General features: G+C 35.7%; 17 protein-coding genes, 1 other RNA gene and 1 riboswitch. Of the genes, 16 read left to right on the top strand and 2 right to left on the bottom strand.

The window, feature by feature from the left end; genetic code table 11:
* Positions 1-13: 13 nt before the first annotated feature.
* The gene (locus tag AC1Q8L_RS04470; RefSeq protein WP_001252034.1) at positions 14-256 is read left to right on the top strand and encodes a hypothetical protein; all 243 of its coding nucleotides are present in this window, start codon (positions 14-16) and stop codon (positions 254-256) included.
* Between the two features lie 15 nt (positions 257-271).
* On the top strand, positions 272-616 hold the full coding sequence (locus AC1Q8L_RS04465) for a YppE family protein (RefSeq protein ID WP_000786937.1): 345 nt from the start codon (positions 272-274) through the stop codon (positions 614-616).
* 26 nt (positions 617-642) lie between these two features.
* Here AC1Q8L_RS04465 and AC1Q8L_RS04460 read toward each other — a convergent pair whose 3' ends face one another.
* Positions 643-834 carry a YppF family protein gene (locus AC1Q8L_RS04460; RefSeq protein WP_000242652.1) on the bottom strand — a complete coding sequence of 64 codons (192 nt, stop codon included), beginning with the start codon at positions 832-834 and terminating at the stop codon, positions 643-645.
* A gap of 177 nt (positions 835-1,011) precedes the next feature.
* Between AC1Q8L_RS04460 and AC1Q8L_RS04455 the strand changes: the two genes are divergently transcribed.
* The 13 genes from AC1Q8L_RS04455 to pbuX all read left to right on the top strand — a co-directional run bounded on the left by AC1Q8L_RS04455 (position 1,012) and on the right by pbuX (position 12,611).
* Complete coding sequence (locus tag AC1Q8L_RS04455; protein ID WP_000487718.1) at positions 1,012-1,569, top strand: YppG family protein; 558 nt, start codon at positions 1,012-1,014, stop codon at positions 1,567-1,569.
* A 155-nt stretch (positions 1,570-1,724) separates the two neighbouring features.
* On the top strand, positions 1,725-2,153 hold the full coding sequence (locus tag AC1Q8L_RS04450; RefSeq protein WP_000546289.1) for a CotD family spore coat protein: 429 nt from the start codon (positions 1,725-1,727) through the stop codon (positions 2,151-2,153).
* Between the two features lie 56 nt (positions 2,154-2,209).
* Positions 2,210-2,764, top strand: a complete 555-nt coding sequence (locus AC1Q8L_RS04445; protein ID WP_000862916.1) for an SLOG family protein — start codon at positions 2,210-2,212, stop codon at positions 2,762-2,764.
* A 97-nt stretch (positions 2,765-2,861) separates the two neighbouring features.
* Positions 2,862-3,197, top strand: coding sequence for a cell division regulator GpsB (gene gpsB / locus AC1Q8L_RS04440; RefSeq protein ID WP_000622431.1), 336 nt, complete (start codon positions 2,862-2,864; stop codon positions 3,195-3,197).
* 86 nt (positions 3,198-3,283) lie between these two features.
* Positions 3,284-3,674, top strand: an RNA gene (rnpB, locus tag AC1Q8L_RS04435) — RNase P RNA component class B.
* A gap of 180 nt (positions 3,675-3,854) precedes the next feature.
* The gene (locus AC1Q8L_RS04430; RefSeq protein ID WP_000521224.1) at positions 3,855-4,994 is read left to right on the top strand and encodes a THUMP domain-containing class I SAM-dependent RNA methyltransferase; all 1,140 of its coding nucleotides are present in this window, start codon (positions 3,855-3,857) and stop codon (positions 4,992-4,994) included.
* 61 nt (positions 4,995-5,055) lie between these two features.
* On the top strand, positions 5,056-5,238 hold the full coding sequence (locus tag AC1Q8L_RS04425; protein ID WP_000368570.1) for a DUF3921 domain-containing protein: 183 nt from the start codon (positions 5,056-5,058) through the stop codon (positions 5,236-5,238).
* A 139-nt stretch (positions 5,239-5,377) separates the two neighbouring features.
* Positions 5,378-7,315, top strand: a complete 1,938-nt coding sequence (locus AC1Q8L_RS04420) for an ATP-dependent DNA helicase (protein ID WP_000493700.1) — start codon at positions 5,378-5,380, stop codon at positions 7,313-7,315.
* Positions 7,316-7,416: 101 nt separating this feature from the next.
* The gene (gene ypwA, locus AC1Q8L_RS04415) at positions 7,417-8,934 is read left to right on the top strand and encodes a carboxypeptidase (protein ID WP_000215076.1); all 1,518 of its coding nucleotides are present in this window, start codon (positions 7,417-7,419) and stop codon (positions 8,932-8,934) included.
* 48 nt (positions 8,935-8,982) lie between these two features.
* Positions 8,983-9,456, top strand: coding sequence for a GNAT family N-acetyltransferase (locus tag AC1Q8L_RS04410; RefSeq protein ID WP_000542515.1), 474 nt, complete (start codon positions 8,983-8,985; stop codon positions 9,454-9,456).
* A gap of 162 nt (positions 9,457-9,618) precedes the next feature.
* The gene (locus AC1Q8L_RS04405) at positions 9,619-10,365 is read left to right on the top strand and encodes a type I methionyl aminopeptidase (RefSeq protein WP_000628414.1); all 747 of its coding nucleotides are present in this window, start codon (positions 9,619-9,621) and stop codon (positions 10,363-10,365) included.
* 116 nt (positions 10,366-10,481) lie between these two features.
* Positions 10,482-10,583, top strand: a riboswitch (purine riboswitch).
* 108 nt (positions 10,584-10,691) lie between these two features.
* On the top strand, positions 10,692-11,285 hold the full coding sequence (locus AC1Q8L_RS04400; RefSeq protein WP_000866483.1) for a xanthine phosphoribosyltransferase: 594 nt from the start codon (positions 10,692-10,694) through the stop codon (positions 11,283-11,285).
* 3 nt (positions 11,286-11,288) lie between these two features.
* Positions 11,289-12,611, top strand: a complete 1,323-nt coding sequence (gene pbuX, locus AC1Q8L_RS04395; protein WP_000809229.1) for a xanthine permease PbuX — start codon at positions 11,289-11,291, stop codon at positions 12,609-12,611.
* A gap of 15 nt (positions 12,612-12,626) precedes the next feature.
* On the opposite strand, the gene AC1Q8L_RS04390 is transcribed toward pbuX, so the two are convergent.
* Complete coding sequence (locus AC1Q8L_RS04390) at positions 12,627-13,790, bottom strand: DUF418 domain-containing protein (RefSeq protein WP_000193087.1); 1,164 nt, start codon at positions 13,788-13,790, stop codon at positions 12,627-12,629.
* Positions 13,791-14,338: 548 nt separating this feature from the next.
* On the opposite strand from AC1Q8L_RS04390, the gene AC1Q8L_RS04385 reads away from it, so the two are divergent.
* Complete coding sequence (locus tag AC1Q8L_RS04385) at positions 14,339-17,998, top strand: dynamin family protein (protein WP_000182156.1); 3,660 nt, start codon at positions 14,339-14,341, stop codon at positions 17,996-17,998.
* Positions 17,999-18,001: the final 3 nt, after the last annotated feature.

Here is an 18,001-nt window from a genome sequence, read left to right as displayed (position 1 = left end):
AGGCGTTTTGTATATGGCGATGGTTCAGAAGGAAGATGTAATGAAAAAAATGGATCAAATGTTAAGTTCTCTCGATTTGCTGGAAATGAATATAGCGATTAGAATGAATCATGCATTAAAGGATGCGAGTGAAAAAATATGCAATAAGATAGAAATAACAGAAATGCATATTGAACATATGGAAAATAAATTAGTGCATCACGAAGAAAAAGGGAATTGGGTAAAGACATTTCAAAACGTCGTAGTGAGTGCATAATAAGGTGGGAAAGAAATGAAGAATGAAGCATTAATACAGTCTTCAGAAAAACTCATGCAGTATAATAATGAAGCGAATGTAAAAAAAAGAGAACTGATTGAATACGATTTTTATAAGGATATGAAACCGTTTGTAGATATGGTAGATGAGGAATTAGAGAAGTGGAAAGAATTAGCTTATACGTGGATTAAAGAAGAAAAGCCAAAGTATATACATGTACAGCAAATTGATCAAGTATACGATAATTTACAAACGAATGTGTTACAATGCTTTGTAAATAAAGGTAAAGGTAAACGATTCTTTGAAACACACCAAGCCGTTTCGTATACTTTGCAAAATATAGTTGAGCAATGTAAATAACAAGAGGGAGAACCCTCTTGTTATTTTTATGCTTCTGTCATTGTTGTAGGTTTTGTTGCGCCGTTTATTTCTAATTCTTTTATTAATGTTCGATAATCTGATATGCATATTTTTCCTTCGAGATACCAATGTCTCGCAAAGTCTAATAATTCATTTGCATTCTCTGTGCAATACCCCTTTTTTTGAGAAAACGCTTGTTTTAAATCCCCTAATACCATGTTGATTCCTCCCCCATGAGAATCTTCTTCTTAATTATCATAGCATGGAAGGGTTTTCTTTTTTAATTTTTTAAAAATTTAAACTTCCGACAAAAATAGACAGATACTCCATCACACATATTATTTTATAGGTACATATTATATATGTAGAAACTTATGTAAAGGAGGAGAGAATGCATGTTTCAACAATCTAACGTATATCAGCAAACGTATCCATATGCACAGCAAAATATGTACCAATATAATACGGATACATATTTACGGTATAATATGTATCCTTTCGAGCCTTATTATGGAAATCAAAATTATTATCAACCGTTTGAAGTGTCATTTATGAATCAAGCTCAACAACAGCAGCAACCTTATGTAAATCAGGCCCAACAACCACAACAGCAGCAACCTTATGTGAATCAAGCTCAACAATCACAAGCTCAGCAACCATACATGAATCAACAACAGCAGCAGCCTTATATGAATTCACAATATTATATGCCACCACAAGCGCCCTATGCTAATCAACAAGGGATGTTTTATCCACCAAAACAACCGTATCCGACGCAGAGTAAACAAAAGCAACAACAGCCAAGTCAGTTTTCTAGTTTTGTTTCTCAATTTAAAACATCAGATGGTAACTATGATGTAAATAAAATGATGAACACAGCTGGCCAGATGATGAATGCGATGAATCAGGTGACAGGTATTGTAAAGCAAGTTGGAGGCTTCTTTGGTAAGTAATGTTGAAGGGTTGTCTCTGAAAGTATTGTATATGAAATAAAGGACTAGACAAATTTCCTTGTAATAAATGGGTATATATAACAAACGGCTTTCTCTCTTTTCTCATACTGTAAAGTGTAATCAGATTTTTTTAACGAGAGAGGAGAGAAAAAACTATGCATCATTGTCATCCTTGTTTTGGAGGGCATAAGCCTGTAGGACCTATTTGTACAACTGCTCCTGTCGTTCATCCGACGAAACAATGCGTAACACACTCTTTTTCAACAACGGTGGTGCCACACATTTTCCCAACACATACAACACATGTACATCATCAACAAATTAAAAACCAAAACTTCTTCCCACAAACAAATTCAAATGTAAATGTTGTGGACCCAATCGACCCAGGATTCGGCGGTGGATGTGGACCGTGTGGTCATGGTCATGGTCATCATCACCACGGTCATCAAATATCTCCATTTGGGCCAGGACCGAATGTATCACCGTTTGGACCAGGACCAAATGTATCACCGTTTTTACCAAACAATGTATCACCAGTAGGTCCAAATATCGGACCAAACGTTGGTGGAATATTTAAAAAGTAAATGATATGTTAGAACTAGCGAAATGCTAGTTCTTTTTTTGTAATTGGAGTGTTGATATGAAAGTTATTGCAGTAACAGGATATAAGCCATTTGAACTTGGAATATTTAAAAATGATCATCCAGGGGTGGAGTGTATAAAAAAGGCATTACACCGCAAATTAACCACTTTTGTAGAAGATGGTTTAGAGTGGGTTATAATAAGCGGCCAGTTAGGTGTAGAATTATGGGCTGCTGAAGTTGTTTTTGAAATTCAAGTAGAATATCCAGACTTAAAATTAGCGGTATTTACTCCGTTTTTAGAACAAGAAGAAAATTGGAAAGAAGATAATCGTGAATATTACGAATTTATTCTTTCTCAAGCAGACCATGTTGATAGTATCACGAAACGGAAGTATGAAAGCCCAGAACAATTTAAATTAAAAAATCAATTTTTTATTGAAAAAAGTGATGCGCTTTTAGCGGTATATGATGAAGAAAAACCAGGAAGTCCCAAATATATTGTAGAAGCAGCAAAGAAAAAAGGGGAAATAGAAAATTATCACAGTTATTTCATTCTTTTTTCTGATTTACAAGATATAATAGAAGAGGAACAGTGGAATAATGCAGAGTAATATGTAATATAGTACTCGTATATATGATTGACAAAAAGCATTGTTTCTGAAAAAATTTAGTTAATGAAAGTTTTGGTAAAAATTTGAGGTGAAGAAAATGATTTCGGATAAAATTAAATTAACAGCGAAAGATATTTTAGAAAAAGAATTTAAAACAGGTATGAGAGGTTATCAGCAAGAAGAAGTAGACAAGTTTCTTGATATGATCATTAAAGACTATGAAGCTTTCCACAAAGAGTTTGAGCAATTAAAGCAACAAAATGCTCGTTTAAAGCGTGAATTAGAGGAACAAAAACTAGCAGTAACGCAAGTTCCACAACAACCTGTACAAACACCAGTTGCACAACCGGTTTATAACAACACGAATACGGATATTTTAAAACGCTTATCTAACTTAGAAAAAGCTGTATTTGGAAGTAAGTTATACGAATGATGTAAGGTGGGAAAAGGTTTAAGCGTTTTACATAGAAAAAAACGTTGCAAAATCTTTTTGTTTCCACTATACTAATGGATGTCATAACGTTTGGGTAATCGCTGCAACGCCAACGTTGTAGAGGAAAGTCCATGCTCGCACGGCCTGAGATGGCTGTAGTGTTCGTGCCTAGCCAATTCATAAGCTAGGGTATTCTGGCTGTAAGGCTGGTTTAACGGCAGGGAAAAAACCTAAGTCCTTTCGGATATGGTTTGACTACCTTTAAAGTGCCACAGTGACGAAGTCCTTGAAGAAATGATAGGAGTGGAACGAGGTAAACCCCACGAGCGAGAAACCCAAATAATGGTAGGGGAATCTTTTCCAAGGAAATGAACGACGGGAAAGGACAGGTTTTATAACCTGTAGATAGATGATTGCCACCGGAGTACGAGGCGTGGGCCGTTTGTAGTACAAAGGAACAGAACATGGCTTACAGAACGTTATGAACCAACTATGAAATAACTCAGCTCTCCTTTGTTAGAGGAGGGCTTTTTATTTGTATGAAGTTATAAAGTATGAGTTAAAATGGTTAATGAGAAAAATTTTCGTAAAATGTAATGATTAATAGGACCAATTGCTATTAATTATTGTTTGAATATACATAAGAGGTGAATGCAAATGGGAAAAGTTACTTTAATTGCAACAGCGGCAATGGGTATTGAAGCGTTAGTTGCCCGAGAAGTTCGCGATCTTGGTTATGAATGTCAAGTAGAAAACAGCAAAGTAACATTTGAAGCAGATGAAAAGGCGATTTGTCGCACGAATTTATGGTTACGCACTGCGGACCGTGTAAAAATTAAAGTTGGCGAATTTAAAGCAACAACATTTGATGAGCTATTTGAAAAAACGAAAGCATTAAACTGGGGAGATTATATTCCAGAGAATGGCGAGTTCCCTGTTATCGGTAAATCTTTAAAATCTGAATTATTCAGTGTTTCGGATTGCCAACGTATCGTTAAAAAAGCTGTCGTTGAAAAATTAAAAACAACATATAAACGTACAACTTGGTTTGAAGAAGATGGTCCGTTATTCCGTATCGAGATTGCAATGCTCAAGGATATTGCAACATTAACAATTGATGCGAGTGGTGTTGGACTTCATAAACGTGGATACCGTATGGATCAAGGGGAAGCTCCGTTAAAAGAAACATTAGCTGCGTCTTTAATTAAATTAACAAACTGGAAGCCAGATCGTCCATTTGTTGATCCATTCTGTGGATCAGGTACAATTCCAATTGAAGCAGCATTAATTGGACAAAACATTGCACCAGGATTTAACCGTGGTTTCGCATCTGACGAGTGGGGCTGGGTAGGTAAACAAAACTGGCGTGAAGCTCGTCAAGAAGCTGAAGATTTAGCGAACTATGATCAACGATTACAAATCATTGGATCAGATATTGATCATCGTATGATTCGAGTTGCTCAAGATAACGCAGAAGAAGTGGGCTTAGGCGATTTAATTACATTTAAACAAATGCAAGTAAAAGATTTCACAACAAAAGAGGATTATGGCTACGTTGTAACGAATCCTCCATACGGAGAACGTTTAAGTGAAAAAGCACTCGTTGAACAACTGTATAAAGAAATGGGACAAGTATTCCGCCCGTTAGATACATGGTCAGCGTATGTATTAACAAGCTACGAAGCATTTGAGAAGTGTTACGGAAAAGATGCGTCGAAGAAGCGTAAACTGTTTAACGGATTTATCCGTACAGATTACTACCAATACTTCGGAAAACGTCCACCGCGTAATTCATAGTATAAAACTCCTCCAGCGCGCATATACTGGCTATTATGTAATGCGTAAAGGAGGAAGTGATATGGATAATTTCCAATTATCAATGATTCAAAAAGCTATTCACCGTACGTATGATGAGCTCGGAAAAGAAGTGGATAGTCAAGGTGCGATTGTAGATGAAATACAAAAAGCACAAGAAGAATATTTGTCAGCTCTTTCACATGAAACAGCGATTGATAAACGGTATTTAAAGTCATTAATATAGAAGAAAATTTTCCTTTTTCGAAAGGAAAATTTTTTTTCGTGAATTTCTATGTATTGCAACAGGGGAAAGCAAATGCATACATATGCGTAGCAGTTGCTATTATCTTTTTATAGAAAAACTTTTTGGTTGGAGGCTAAGGATGTTTACTGAGAAGAGATTACCATTTGAAGTAGGAAAACAAGATAATTTTTATGATAAGTTGAATGAGTGGATTGGAGATGTGTTTTACGACATCCTTCCGGAAAAAGGCTTTGAAGAGCGTGATGAACAAATTTTTATGGCGTTTCAGTTAGAACGCGCTTTCCAAGAAAAGAAAGTTATGTTCGCAGAAGCTGGTGTAGGAACAGGGAAAACAATTGTATATCTTCTATATGCAATTTGTTACGCGCGTTATACTGGGAAACCAGCTATTATTGCTTGTGCAGATGAAACGTTAATTGAGCAGCTTGTGAAAGAAGAAGGGGACATCGCTAAGTTATCTGAAGCATTAGGGCTATCTGTTGATGTAAGGCTTGCAAAATCAATGGATAATTATTTATGCTTACGTAAACTTGAAGATGTTATGAGTGGACGAGCTCCAGAAGTAATTGAAGACGTATATTATGAGTTACCACAGTTTGTATTCGATCATGGTACGATGCAAAACTTTACTCACTATGGTGACAGAAAAGAATTTCCACTTTTAAATGACGAAGAATGGTCAAAAGTAAATTGGGATTACTTCCAAGATTGCTTTACTTGTGATTCTCGTCATCGTTGTGGACAAACTCTTTCTCGTGAACATTATCGTAAAGCAGCAGATTTAATTATTTGTTCTCAAGATTTCTATATGGATCATATTTGGACGTACGATGCTCGTAAGCGTGAAGGACAAATTCCATTATTACCAGAAAGTAGCTGCGTTGTATTCGATGAAGGACATCTTGTAGAATATGCAGCTCAAAAAGCTTTAACATACCGTTTAAAGCAAACGATGATGGAGCAACTTTTAACGAGATTGCTACAAAACGATATTCGTGAGGAGTTTGCACATTTAGTAGAAGAAACAATTTGGCAAACAGAGCGATTCTTTGATGTGTTACAAGAAAACAAAAAAGAAATTGCCGGTTCTGATCGTTTAGAAATTACTGTGACAGAAAAAGTAACAGCTGAAGCGAAACGACTTTATGCAAAAATCGGTGAAGTTGGAGATGCATTAGTATTCGAAAGTGAAATGCATACAGTAAACACGTATGATTTAAATATTGTTGATGAGCATTTAGATGTATTAGAACATTCACTTCGTCTGTTCATGCACGAGAAAAATGTAATTACTTGGGGTGAAGAAGGTGATGGTGCCTTCACGTTAGTGATTATGCCGCGTGCAGTTGAAGAAGTATTACAAGAGAAAGTGTTCTCGAAGAAAATACCGTATATTTTCTCTTCTGCGACATTATCGAACAATGATTCATTCGCGTTTACAGCTAATAGCCTAGGGGTAAAAGATTACTTATCATTCTCAGTTGCTTCACCGTTTGATTACGAAGAGCAAATGGCAGTAAACTTACTATCGCATACGAAAGAAAATGAATGGGAAAGAAAGTGTCAATATACACTTGAAAATATACAAAAAACAAATGGACGTACGCTTGTATTATTCCGTACAACGCAAGAGCTTGCAGCGTTCAAAGAGTATGTAAGTAAGGAGCAAATGTCGGTTCCGTTCTTATATGAAGGAGATCAGGAAATTAGCCAGCTCGTTTCTCGTTTCCAAAATGAAGAAGAGACTGTACTTTGTGCGGTTCATTTATGGGAAGGTTTAGATATTCCTGGTTCATCATTATCACACGTTATTATTTGGTCATTACCATTCCCTCCAAACGATCCTGTGTTTGAAGCGAAACGTAAGCACGTAAATGATCCATTCTGGGATGTAGATGTACCATATATGATTTTACGACTTCGTCAAGGAATTGGGCGTTTAATTCGTACAAGTGAAGATAAAGGTGCTATATCAATCTTCTTATCTGATTCAGAAGATGAGAAAGTAGTTGCAGCTGTGAAAAATGTACTGCCAGTAGAAGGTAAAGAATTATAAGGAGAAAGCTTGGCGTTTGCCAAGCTTTTTTTCTATTATAAAAGGAATTTATGTTTCCGTGTCGAATTAAGTTTGAGGTAGAAAAAGGAGGCTTTTATACGATGACAGTTGCTACATATGAGGTAGAAAAACAATTTTTAACATACGTGAAGAAGATACAGAATTACGGAGAAGCATTAAGTTTAATGTTTTGGGATTTAAGAACAGGTGCACCAAAAAAAGGTGTAGATCAGCGTTCAGAAGTAATTGGTATGCTTTCGTCAGAAGTGTTTGCTATGTCGACTTCAGATGAGATGGGAAACTATTTAACAGAACTTGAAGCTTTAATACGTGAAGATAAACTTTCTGAAACGACGAAGAAAATGGTTGAAGAGTGTCGGAAAGAATATGATAGAAATAAAAAAATTCCACAAGCTGAATATGAGGCTTATGTGAAATTAGAAGCGAAAGCAGAGAGTGTGTGGGAAGAAGCTCGCGAAAAATCTGATTTCGAAATGTTCCGCCCGTACTTAGAAAAAATTGTTGAATTTAAAAAGAAATTTATTACATATTGGGGTTATGAAACATATAAATACAATACATTATTAGACATGTATGAGCCAGGTATTACAGTAGAAGTTTTAGATCACGTATTTGGTCAACTTCGTGAGCGCATCGTGCCGCTTGTAAAAGAAATCTCTGAGTCTAAAAAAGGATTAAAAACAAGTGCTTTATCGGAACAGTTTTCAAAAGAAAAACAAAAGAACTTTACATTAGAACTATTAAAGCAATTGAATTATGACTTTGAAGCAGGTCGTCTTGATGAAACAGTACATCCTTTCGAAATTACATTAAATAGAGGGGATGTTCGTATTACGACACGCTATGATGAAAAAGATTTCCGTATGGCTGTATTTGGAACAATTCATGAATGTGGTCATGCAGTATATGAACAAAACATTGCAGAACAATTTGAAGGTACACCACTTTGCAGTGGTACATCTATGGGTATTCACGAATCACAATCATTATTCTTTGAGAACTTTATCGGCCGTAATAAATCATTCTGGAAGAAAAATTATGATTTATTAAAAGAGTATAGCGATGGTCAATTTGATGATATGTCAGTCGATGAGTTTTATGATGCAATTAACGAATCGAAGCCGTCACTCATTCGTATAGAAGCAGATGAGCTTACATACCCGCTTCATGTTATGGTGCGTTATGAATTAGAGAAAGAATTATTTGATGGTACATTACAAGTGAAGGAATTACCAGCAGCTTGGAATGATAAGATGGAAGCATATTTAGGAATTCGTCCGGAAAATGATGCGCAAGGTGTATTGCAAGATGTTCACTGGGCTGGTGGCTCATTTGGATACTTCCCATCTTATGCGCTTGGTTACATGTATGCAGCGCAATTTAAGCAAAGAATGTTAAAAGACATTCCGAACTTTGATGCATTATTAGAAGAAGGAAACGTAACACCGATTCGTGAATGGTTAACAGAACATATTCACCAATATGGTAAAACGAAAAAGCCGCTTGAAATTTTAGAAGATGTAACAGGTGAAGGCTTAAATGCAAACTACTTAGCCGATTATTTAGAAGCGAAATATAGAGCGATTTATGAGTTGTAAAAAAAGAGCTGCTTAATTGCAGCTCTTTTTATTAAAGGGGATGGGAGAATGGGGTATACATATACAGTAATGAAGCAAGAAGAAGCGGAGGAAATTGCGTATAACTGGCATTATGAAGGGAAATATTCTTTTTATGATATAGAGGCAGATGAAGAAGATTTAGCTGAATTTTTACAGGGTGAGAGTAGAGGAGATCATACATTTTCTGTGAAGCAAAATGGCATTCTCATTGGTTTTTTTACTGTTTGTAAAATGAATGATGGAACGGTTGATATAGGACTTGGAATGAGACCTGATATAACTGGAAATGGATTTGGTTTACAGTTCGTGAATGCTGGACTAGCTTTTAGCAAAGAAAAATACGGGTGCAATTATATAACACTATCAGTAGCGACATTTAATGAGAGAGCAATCAAAGTGTATAAAAGAGCAGGATTTGAGGCGGTTGGAACGTTTATACAGAAAACAAATGGTAGTTGTTTTGAGTTTTTGAAAATGAACTACATATGTAAACATGATTAAAAAACAGAGGGGTCTTCTGTTTTTTATTTTGATTTAGAAATATATGATACATATTTTTGTACTTGTTGTATGTAATAGAGGGTTTTGAAATTTTGGTAAAGGATGTGTATGATAGAAGTTTAGTAGCGAATAGTAGGTTTAGCAAGGAAAGGTAGAGGTAGTATGATTACAATTAAAACGAAAAATGAAATAGATTTGATGCATGAATCTGGAAAATTACTTGCTTCATGTCATAAAGAAATTGCGAAAATGATAAAGCCAGGTATAACGACGCAAGAGATTGATACGTTTGTTGAAATGTATTTAAAAAAGCATGGTGCCACATCTGAACAGAAAGGTTACAATGGTTATCCATATGCGATATGTGCATCTGTAAACGATGAAATGTGTCATGCGTTTCCGGCCGATGTTCCTTTAACTGAGGGTGATATTGTAACAATTGACACGGTAGTAAACTTAAATGGGGGTCTTTCAGATTCTGCTTGGACGTATAGAGTTGGAAAAGTTTCTGATGAAGCAGAAAAGTTGTTGCTAGTAGCTGAGAATGCTTTGTATAAAGGGGTTGATCAGGCGGTAATCGGTAATCATGTAGGAGACATTGGCTATGCAATTGAAAGTTATGTAACAAATGAAGGTTTTTCTGTCGCAAGAGACTTTACGGGACATGGAATCGGTAAAGAGATTCATGAAGAACCAGCAATTTTTCATTTTGGGAAACAAGGACAAGGGCCTCAGTTACAAGAAGGAATGGTGATTACGATTGAGCCGATTGTCAATGTAGGTATGCGATATTCGAAAGTAGATTTAAATGGGTGGACTGCACGAACGATGGATGGGAAATTATCAGCTCAATATGAGCATACACTTGCGATTACAAAAGATGGGCCAATCATTTTAACGAAGTTGTAATTGGAAATGAAAGAGTTTACAAAACTCGAACGAAAATAGTAGTTTTTAAAAATTCGTACGTGTTTTTTCGATAAATGCTTTTCAAAGTATAAAAAGTGCGTTATAATCCTTCTATAAAATAAATAGTTAGCTACACTCATATAATCGCGGGGATATGGCCTGCAAGTTTCTACCGAAGTACCGTAAATACTTTGACTATGAGTGAGGACGAATATAATTGCTTGTTTAGCATTCTTTTTTTGCGAAACTCCAAAAGCGCGTCTCTCACTTGTAACGAGTGGTGGCGGCTTTTGGAGTTTTTTTATTGCATAAGAGGGGGAACAAACATGAAAGTATTACAAGAAAAGATTTTGAACGAAGGAAAGGTTTTATCTGGTGATGTATTAAAGGTGGATGCATTTTTAAATCACCAAATTGATCCAGTACTTATGCAAGAAATCGGAAAAGAATTTGCTAAACGTTTTAAAGAAGAGAACATTACAAAAATCGTGACGATTGAATCTTCAGGCATTGCACCAGCGGTTATGGCTGCATTAGAGCTTGGTGTAAAAGTAATTTTTGCACGAAAACGTAAATCGTTAACGTTACAAGATAATATGTACGTTGCAAACGTATATTCATTTACAAAACAAGAAACAAATGAAATTTCATTATCTCGAAATCATATTGATGAAAATGATCGCGTGCTAATCATCGATGACTTTTTAGCAAACGGTCAGGCTGCTTTAGGTTTAATGAGTTTGGTAGAGCAAGCAGGAGCAAGTATTGCAGGAATTGGAATTGTTATTGAAAAAGCATTTCAAGATGGAGGAAAGAAGCTTCGTGAACAAGGCGTTCGTGTTGAATCACTAGCAGAAATTGCATCACTTGATAACGGCACAGTTACATTTGTACAGCAAGAAACTGCGGAGGTGAAATAAACGATGAAGCAGCATCCATTTAAAATTGCATCGCTTGGTATGCAACATATGCTTGCAATGTATGCTGGAGCAATTATCGTTCCGCTTATTGTGGGCGGTGGACTTGGTTTAAATCAAAAAGAATTAACATATTTAGTCTCAATTGATTTATTAATGTGCGGCGTTGCGACAATTTTACAAGCATTATCAAATCGCTTTTTCGGTATTGGACTTCCCGTTGTACTCGGTTGTACATTTACAGCCGTTGGACCGATGATTGCGATTGGAAAACAATACGGTGTGTCTTCAATTTATGGAGCAATTATTGCTGCTGGGTTATTCGTTGTTATTTTTGCGAAATTATTTGGAAAGCTTGTAAAACTATTTCCACCTGTTGTAACAGGGTCTGTCGTTACAGTAATTGGAGTTACACTTGTTCCAGCCGCTATTAATGATATGGCTGGTGGAGTAGGAAGCAAAGATTTCGGAAGTCTTGAAAACTTAGCGTTAGCATTTGGAGTGTTATTATTTATCATCATTATGTATCGTTTCTTTGATGGGTTTATCCGTTCAATTTCTATTCTATTAGGTTTGTTGTTCGGTACTATCGTTGCAGCATTTATGGGGAAAGTAAGCTTGCAAGCAGTTGGAGAGGCGGATTGGTTCCATGGTATTCAGCCATTTTACTTCGGTACACCAACATTTGAATTAACACCAGTTATTACGATGATTCTCGTTGCTTGTGTAGGGATTGTAGAAGCAACAGGTGTATACTTTGCATTATCTGATATTTGCAATAAAAAAATCGGTGAAAAAGAATTAACAAAAGGGTATCGTGCAGAAGGATTAGCGATGGTGTTAGGTGGTATTTTCAACGCGTTCCCATATACAACATACTCTCAAAACGTAGGACTTGTTCAATTAACTGGAGTGAGAAATCGCGTTATTATTTATACTTGCGGTGGTATGTTAATCGCTCTTGGGTTTATTCCGAAAATTGCAGCTATCACAACAATTATTCCGAAGTCAGTACTTGGCGGTGCTATGCTCGCAATGTTTGGTATGGTTATGGCATATGGTATTAAAATGTTAAGTAGCGTTGACTTTGGAAGACAAGAAAACTTATTAATCGTTGCATGTTCTGTTGGAATTGGGCTTGGCGTAACAGTCGTTCCTACATTATTCTCACAACTTCCAGAAAGCATTCGTATTTTAACAGATAACGGAATTGTACTTGGAAGTGCATCAGCAGTATTGTTAAATATCGTATTTAATATGGTGCCGCAGCGCAAAGTGAAAGTAAAAGAAGAGCCGGTGTCTATGCAAAGTGCAGTAAGAGAAGCGTAAAAAAGCAAGGTCTCGTTATGAGACCTTGCTTTTCTTTTTAAGTGGCATCATTTTCCCGTAAGTACCAAGACGCCAAATGTACTCAAGTGGCCCGTATTGGTAATGTGAAAGCCACCAGCGGCTAATAAAGATTTGTAACGTGTAGAAACCGACGCAGAATAGTGGTCCAACCCATAATGGAGCAAGATAATCATTTTTGAATAGTAGCCCGAATACAAGTAATGTAACAATTGTATGTGAGATGTAATTCGTTAACGCCATTCGTCCAACGTATTGGAATGGACGTAATACTGTTTGCCATTTTTCTTTTTGTAATAAACGCATTAACGTGACAATGTAGAAGATGAACAATGTCTTTCCGCTTATCATCGTAATGCCCATAAGTGAAAATGGTGTGTATGGTTGATTGTTCATAAAGAAGTAAACCATAATAAACCACATCGGTAATGTTAAAATGAACATAATGATTTGCCATTTTTTAAGTTTTGGATCTAATTCCTTAGCACGGCGGAAAATGTCTTTTTTACCGGCATATAATCCAAGTAAAAACAATCCTAGTGTTTCAGGAAGCATAATAAGACTGTTACTTATTGCTTCAGAATAGAATGAATAGAATCTGTCTGTAATTTGTAAGCCCCAGTTTTCTAACGGCATAATGGCTATGGAAAGGCCTAGTTCATCTACCGGCACTAATAACATGACAAGAGAACCTAATAATGTGAACAATTGCATGAAACTTAATAGTACAATTGACCATATTAAAATAGTACGTGTCTTTCTTTTGTAAAATAAAAATAAGAAAAACCCGGTAATTGCATAAGTATGTAAAATGTCACCGTCCCATAAAAGAACGTAATGTAAGAACCCGAATAATAATAAGATAAGTAAGCGGCGAACAAACAAAGTTTTTGGACGATCGGTCTTCGCCTCAGCACGATTCATAAAAATATAAAAACCTAATCCGAATAAAAACGAAAAAATTGTATAAAATTTCGTTTGAATAAACATATCGTAAAATAGGCGAATATAGCTGTCTATCCCTTCGTAAATTCCTGTAATATCACGTGAGTCAACCCCGGCAATAATTGGCCAGTTAACAAGAAAAATACCTAATACAGCTATTCCTCTAATAATATCGATGGAATGTATCCTCTCGCCTTGTGAAATGTTTTGTGTCATTATTTTCCTCCTTGTTAAGTAATTCCCTTTTATTATACAAAATGTAAAGAAGAGGGTATATAGGTAATTTCCAATTTTTAAAACTGTTAAGATGTGTATTATGAGATATAATAAGAGTGCACAACAAGTTTTAACCTTTTTCAAAACAGGCAGTAAAGCTCCTTCTTATAAGGAGCTTTCTTTATGAAAAGTGTTGATAATGATTCTCTTTAATGATAAAATGTATTCAAAAGTGATAATCATTATCAAAAAGGTTGGTGCATGAGTATGGTATATGCATTAGTAGCAGGTACAGTTGCTGTATATGCAGTTATTGCAAAGTATGTTTTAAATGGAGTAGGAACAGCAAAATGAGTGATATGACATAAAATCCCTTTCATTTGTAAAAAGAATGAAAGGGATTTTTTATTTTTAATGAGAATATGCTGAAAATTTAGTATGATAGTAAAGTAAAACTGTAATCAATGGGTAAGTGTAACTCTCACTGGTTATGAGCTCGCAATTAGCGGGGAAAAGTATATACATCTTGGATAAAGGGGAACAAGGGGATGACAAACATAGTACAGACAAACGGTATGAAAAAACTTGTTTGTTTTTATGAAGAGTGGCAAAAACACGGCGATGCAGAGAATAGCTTAAAGTTGTTTGAAGTAATTCAAAAATATAAACGAGAGCAGCTTATGATAGCGTTCTGCGGTCACTTCTCAGCAGGGAAATCAACGATGATGAATCATCTATATAAAGCGCAGTTGTTACCAACAAGTCCAATTCCGACAAGCGCTAACGTCGTTAAAATTGAAAAGGGATTTGATCGTGTTGTTGTTACGATTAAATCTGGAGAACAGTACGAATATGACGGTGCATATTCAGCAGAAGAATTAAAGCAAATTTGTAAAGATGGCGATGAGGTAATTGGTGTTCATATTTATCGGAATGATGCACCAATTCCTGAGGGTGTTATGTTAGTTGATACACCAGGGATTGACTCAACAGATGATGCCCATCAACTAGCGACAGAATCAACGCTACATCTAGCAGACGTAATTTTTTATATGATGGATTATAATCACGTCCAATCGGAAGTGAATTTGCAATTTGTTAAAGAATTGAAACAACGTAATAAAACGGTTTATCTCGTTGTAAATCAAATAGATAAACATAAAGAAAATGAATTATCATTTGAGGATTATAAAGATAGTGTGAAACAATCGTTCTCTAACTGGGATATTGAAGTAGATGGAGTTTATTATACGTCATTACGAATGATGAACCATCCACATAATGAAATTGGAAGCTTAGAAACATTAATTACTTCTATTATGAAAGAAAAAGAGCAGTATGTAAGAGAGGGAATGGAGCGAGAAACAGAACATTTAATGGGAGAACATTTCTCGTTTATTGTTTCTGAAAATGAAAAAGCTCTTTTGACATATGAGGAAGAGTTAGCATCACCGCTTTTGATTTCAGAAATAGTTGAAAAGAAAGAAGAGCTAACGGAAACTAAACATCGCGAGGCTAGTAAAGAATCTCATGTGAGAAACGAATTTATAAAAGGTTTACAAGCTATATTAGATAACGCGTATTTAATGCCATTTGAAATGAGAGAATTGGCAAATGCATATTTAGAAACGAAATTAACAAAGTTTAAAGTTGGTTTGCTATTTGCGAAAGGAAAGACGGAGCAAGAAAAACAAAGACGTGTAGAGGCGTTTTATTCTGCCCTTCAAAAGACTGTTGAAACGCAACTTGATTTTCATGTGAAAGAATTTATTGTAGCCTTCTTAAAAGAAGAAGGATTGTTCACGGAGGAAATTGGGAAAGACATATATGCTTTAGAAATTGCTTTTGGACCAGAAATGTTAGCTGAAGTCATTAAACAAGGTGCAGGTTTCACAGGTGATTACTTACTTCTTTATACAGCGGATGTAGCGAATGAACTGAAGAAACGTTATTTTACAAAAGCACAGCAAATTTTTGATAAAAGTGCAGTTGTTTTAAAGCAAAAAGTGAAGGAAGCAGTTGCTCGTATGGAAGAAGAGATTGAAAAATATACGATGTTGCAAACGGCAAAAGAGACGGAATTACAATACAGTAACAATTTAGAGACATATGAAAGTTATTTACAAAATGTTTGGCACGAGCGTGTTGCTACACCAGAAGGATTGCAAATAGAGGAGATATTGCAACGTGAAAAACAAATTGTTAGTGAGAAATTCACACTACAAGAGCAGGAAATGGTAAATGATAACGTAGCGGCTCATGAAGAAGAGATAAAAGGAACGGCAGCTTTAAATATTCAGCGTATATTAGAGAAAGTGAAGAAAGCTGAAATGATATTAGAGCCATTGCCAGCGCTGAAACATGTACAGCAAGAGGTGATAGAAAAAAGGCGTCGTGTGGAAACGAAACAATTTACAGTAGCGTTATTCGGAGCTTTTAGTGCTGGGAAATCATCATTTGCCAATGCCTTACTTGGTGAGAAGGTACTTCCTGTATCACCAAATCCGACGACGGCAACGATTAATCAAATTTTGCCGGTTACAGAGGAAAAACCACACGGAACAGTAATGGTTCAATTCAAATCAAAGCAAGCTCTATTAGAAGATATGAAAGCTGTTTATAAGCTGTTTCATTATGAGATTACTACGTTAGATGAGGCGTTAGCACAAATTGATAAAGTTATGAAATATCCTTCACCGACTGGGAAGCAAAAAACAACATTTAGCTTTTTACGAGCGGTACAAAAAGGGTATGATGCAGTTTCTACTTATTTAGGAGAACAAGTACAAGTCACATTAGAAGAGTTCTCTGATTATGTAGCGAATGAAGAAAAATCATGCTTCGTTGAGTATATGGAGCTTTATTATGATTGTGCTTTAACAAGGCAGGGAGTAGCGCTTGTAGACACACCTGGAGCGGATTCTATTAATGCTCGCCATACGGATGTTGCATTCCAGTATATTAAAAATGCAGATGCTATTTTATTTGTAACATATTATAACCATGTATTCTCTCGTGCTGATCGTGAATTTTTAATTCAGCTTGGGCGTGTAAAGGATACTTTTGCCCTTGATAAAATGTTCTTCTTAATTAATGCGGCGGATTTAGCAGAGTCTGAAGAAGAACTTGAGATGGTAAAAGGTTATATCGCAGATCAGCTACTGCAATACGGTATTAGAAATCCGCGTTTATTTGCAATTTCAAGTTTATGTGCGCTTGAAGAGAAACAAGGAAAGAATGTTGAAAAAGAGAAGTATGGTATTTTACAAAACTCTGGAATTACTAAGTTTGAGGAATCATTTACGTCCTTTATGATGAGAGATTTAATGCTTGTTTCTGTGCATGCTCTATATGGTGCGTTGCAAGGGGCAGATCAGCTTTTAGTAAACATGATAAATGGTGCAAAGCAGGGGAATGAAGAGAAAGAGAAGCAAACGAAAAAATATGAAGCAGAGCGTGATCAACTACTTCATATTATTTCATCATATAGTGTACTTGCTGAAGAACAGGCGATGCAAAATGAAGTGAAAGAGTTGCTTTATTACGTGCAACAGCGTCTATTCCTACGTTATAACGATGTGTTTACTGAATTTATTAATCCGGCGTCACTTCGAACGGATGGAAATGTGAAAACACAATTGCAACAGTGTGTTATGGAATTAGTAGCATTTATTCAGCATGATTTATTACAAGAAATGCGTGCGACATCATTACGTCTTGAAAAATGGATAGACGAAGCGATGAAGCGTGCAAAGGACGAAATTGTAGTGAACTGTAAAGTAGAAAATCAATCAATTTCTATGAATGGAACAGTTGAGTATGAATATAAAGATATTACACATAAAGAACCGTTCCCTTCAGTTGAAATAAAAGATTTCAAAAAAGCACTGGCACATTTTAAAAATGAGAAAAGCTTTTTTGAAAAGAATGACAAAGCTTTTATGCAAGAAGACGCTAAATCTGTATTAGAACCGCTTGTATCAAACTATGTAGCCGATGAAAAAGATTTATTTGTCCATCATTATAAGCAAGAATGGGATATGAAGTGGAACTTATTCCAAAAAGTGATGCAACAAGATGTAATGAACTATTATGAAAGTATATTGTTTGCATTGGCTGAAACGATCGATGTATCTCTATATGAACAAAGTAAAGAACAATTGCACAATCAGTTAGTAGAGATTGAAAAAGAAATTTATGTTATATAGTCG

The sequence above is a fragment of the Bacillus sp. GW823-FHT06A11 genome, from assembly GCF_058795355.1.
The sequence above is the reverse complement of the archived record's forward strand: the minus strand, read 5'-3'. Positions and strand labels throughout refer to the sequence as shown.

Coding starts and splice junctions, on each gene's coding strand:
- AC1Q8L_RS04420 (WP_000493700.1), top strand. CDS start 5,378: ATGTTTACTGAGAAGAGATTACCATTTGAAGTAGGAAAACAAGATAAT.
- AC1Q8L_RS04460 (WP_000242652.1), bottom strand. CDS start 834: ATGGTATTAGGGGATTTAAAACAAGCGTTTTCTCAAAAAAAGGGGTAT.
- pbuX (WP_000809229.1), top strand. CDS start 11,289: ATGAAGCAGCATCCATTTAAAATTGCATCGCTTGGTATGCAACATATG.
- AC1Q8L_RS04410 (WP_000542515.1), top strand. CDS start 8,983: ATGGGGTATACATATACAGTAATGAAGCAAGAAGAAGCGGAGGAAATT.
- AC1Q8L_RS04400 (WP_000866483.1), top strand. CDS start 10,692: ATGAAAGTATTACAAGAAAAGATTTTGAACGAAGGAAAGGTTTTATCT.
- ypwA (WP_000215076.1), top strand. CDS start 7,417: ATGACAGTTGCTACATATGAGGTAGAAAAACAATTTTTAACATACGTG.
- AC1Q8L_RS04430 (WP_000521224.1), top strand. CDS start 3,855: ATGGGAAAAGTTACTTTAATTGCAACAGCGGCAATGGGTATTGAAGCG.
- gpsB (WP_000622431.1), top strand. CDS start 2,862: ATGATTTCGGATAAAATTAAATTAACAGCGAAAGATATTTTAGAAAAA.
- AC1Q8L_RS04405 (WP_000628414.1), top strand. CDS start 9,619: ATGATTACAATTAAAACGAAAAATGAAATAGATTTGATGCATGAATCT.
- AC1Q8L_RS04455 (WP_000487718.1), top strand. CDS start 1,012: ATGTTTCAACAATCTAACGTATATCAGCAAACGTATCCATATGCACAG.
- AC1Q8L_RS04390 (WP_000193087.1), bottom strand. CDS start 13,790: ATGACACAAAACATTTCACAAGGCGAGAGGATACATTCCATCGATATT.
- AC1Q8L_RS04425 (WP_000368570.1), top strand. CDS start 5,056: ATGGATAATTTCCAATTATCAATGATTCAAAAAGCTATTCACCGTACG.
- AC1Q8L_RS04445 (WP_000862916.1), top strand. CDS start 2,210: ATGAAAGTTATTGCAGTAACAGGATATAAGCCATTTGAACTTGGAATA.
- AC1Q8L_RS04385 (WP_000182156.1), top strand. CDS start 14,339: ATGACAAACATAGTACAGACAAACGGTATGAAAAAACTTGTTTGTTTT.
- AC1Q8L_RS04465 (WP_000786937.1), top strand. CDS start 272: ATGAAGAATGAAGCATTAATACAGTCTTCAGAAAAACTCATGCAGTAT.
- AC1Q8L_RS04470 (WP_001252034.1), top strand. CDS start 14: ATGGCGATGGTTCAGAAGGAAGATGTAATGAAAAAAATGGATCAAATG.
- AC1Q8L_RS04450 (WP_000546289.1), top strand. CDS start 1,725: ATGCATCATTGTCATCCTTGTTTTGGAGGGCATAAGCCTGTAGGACCT.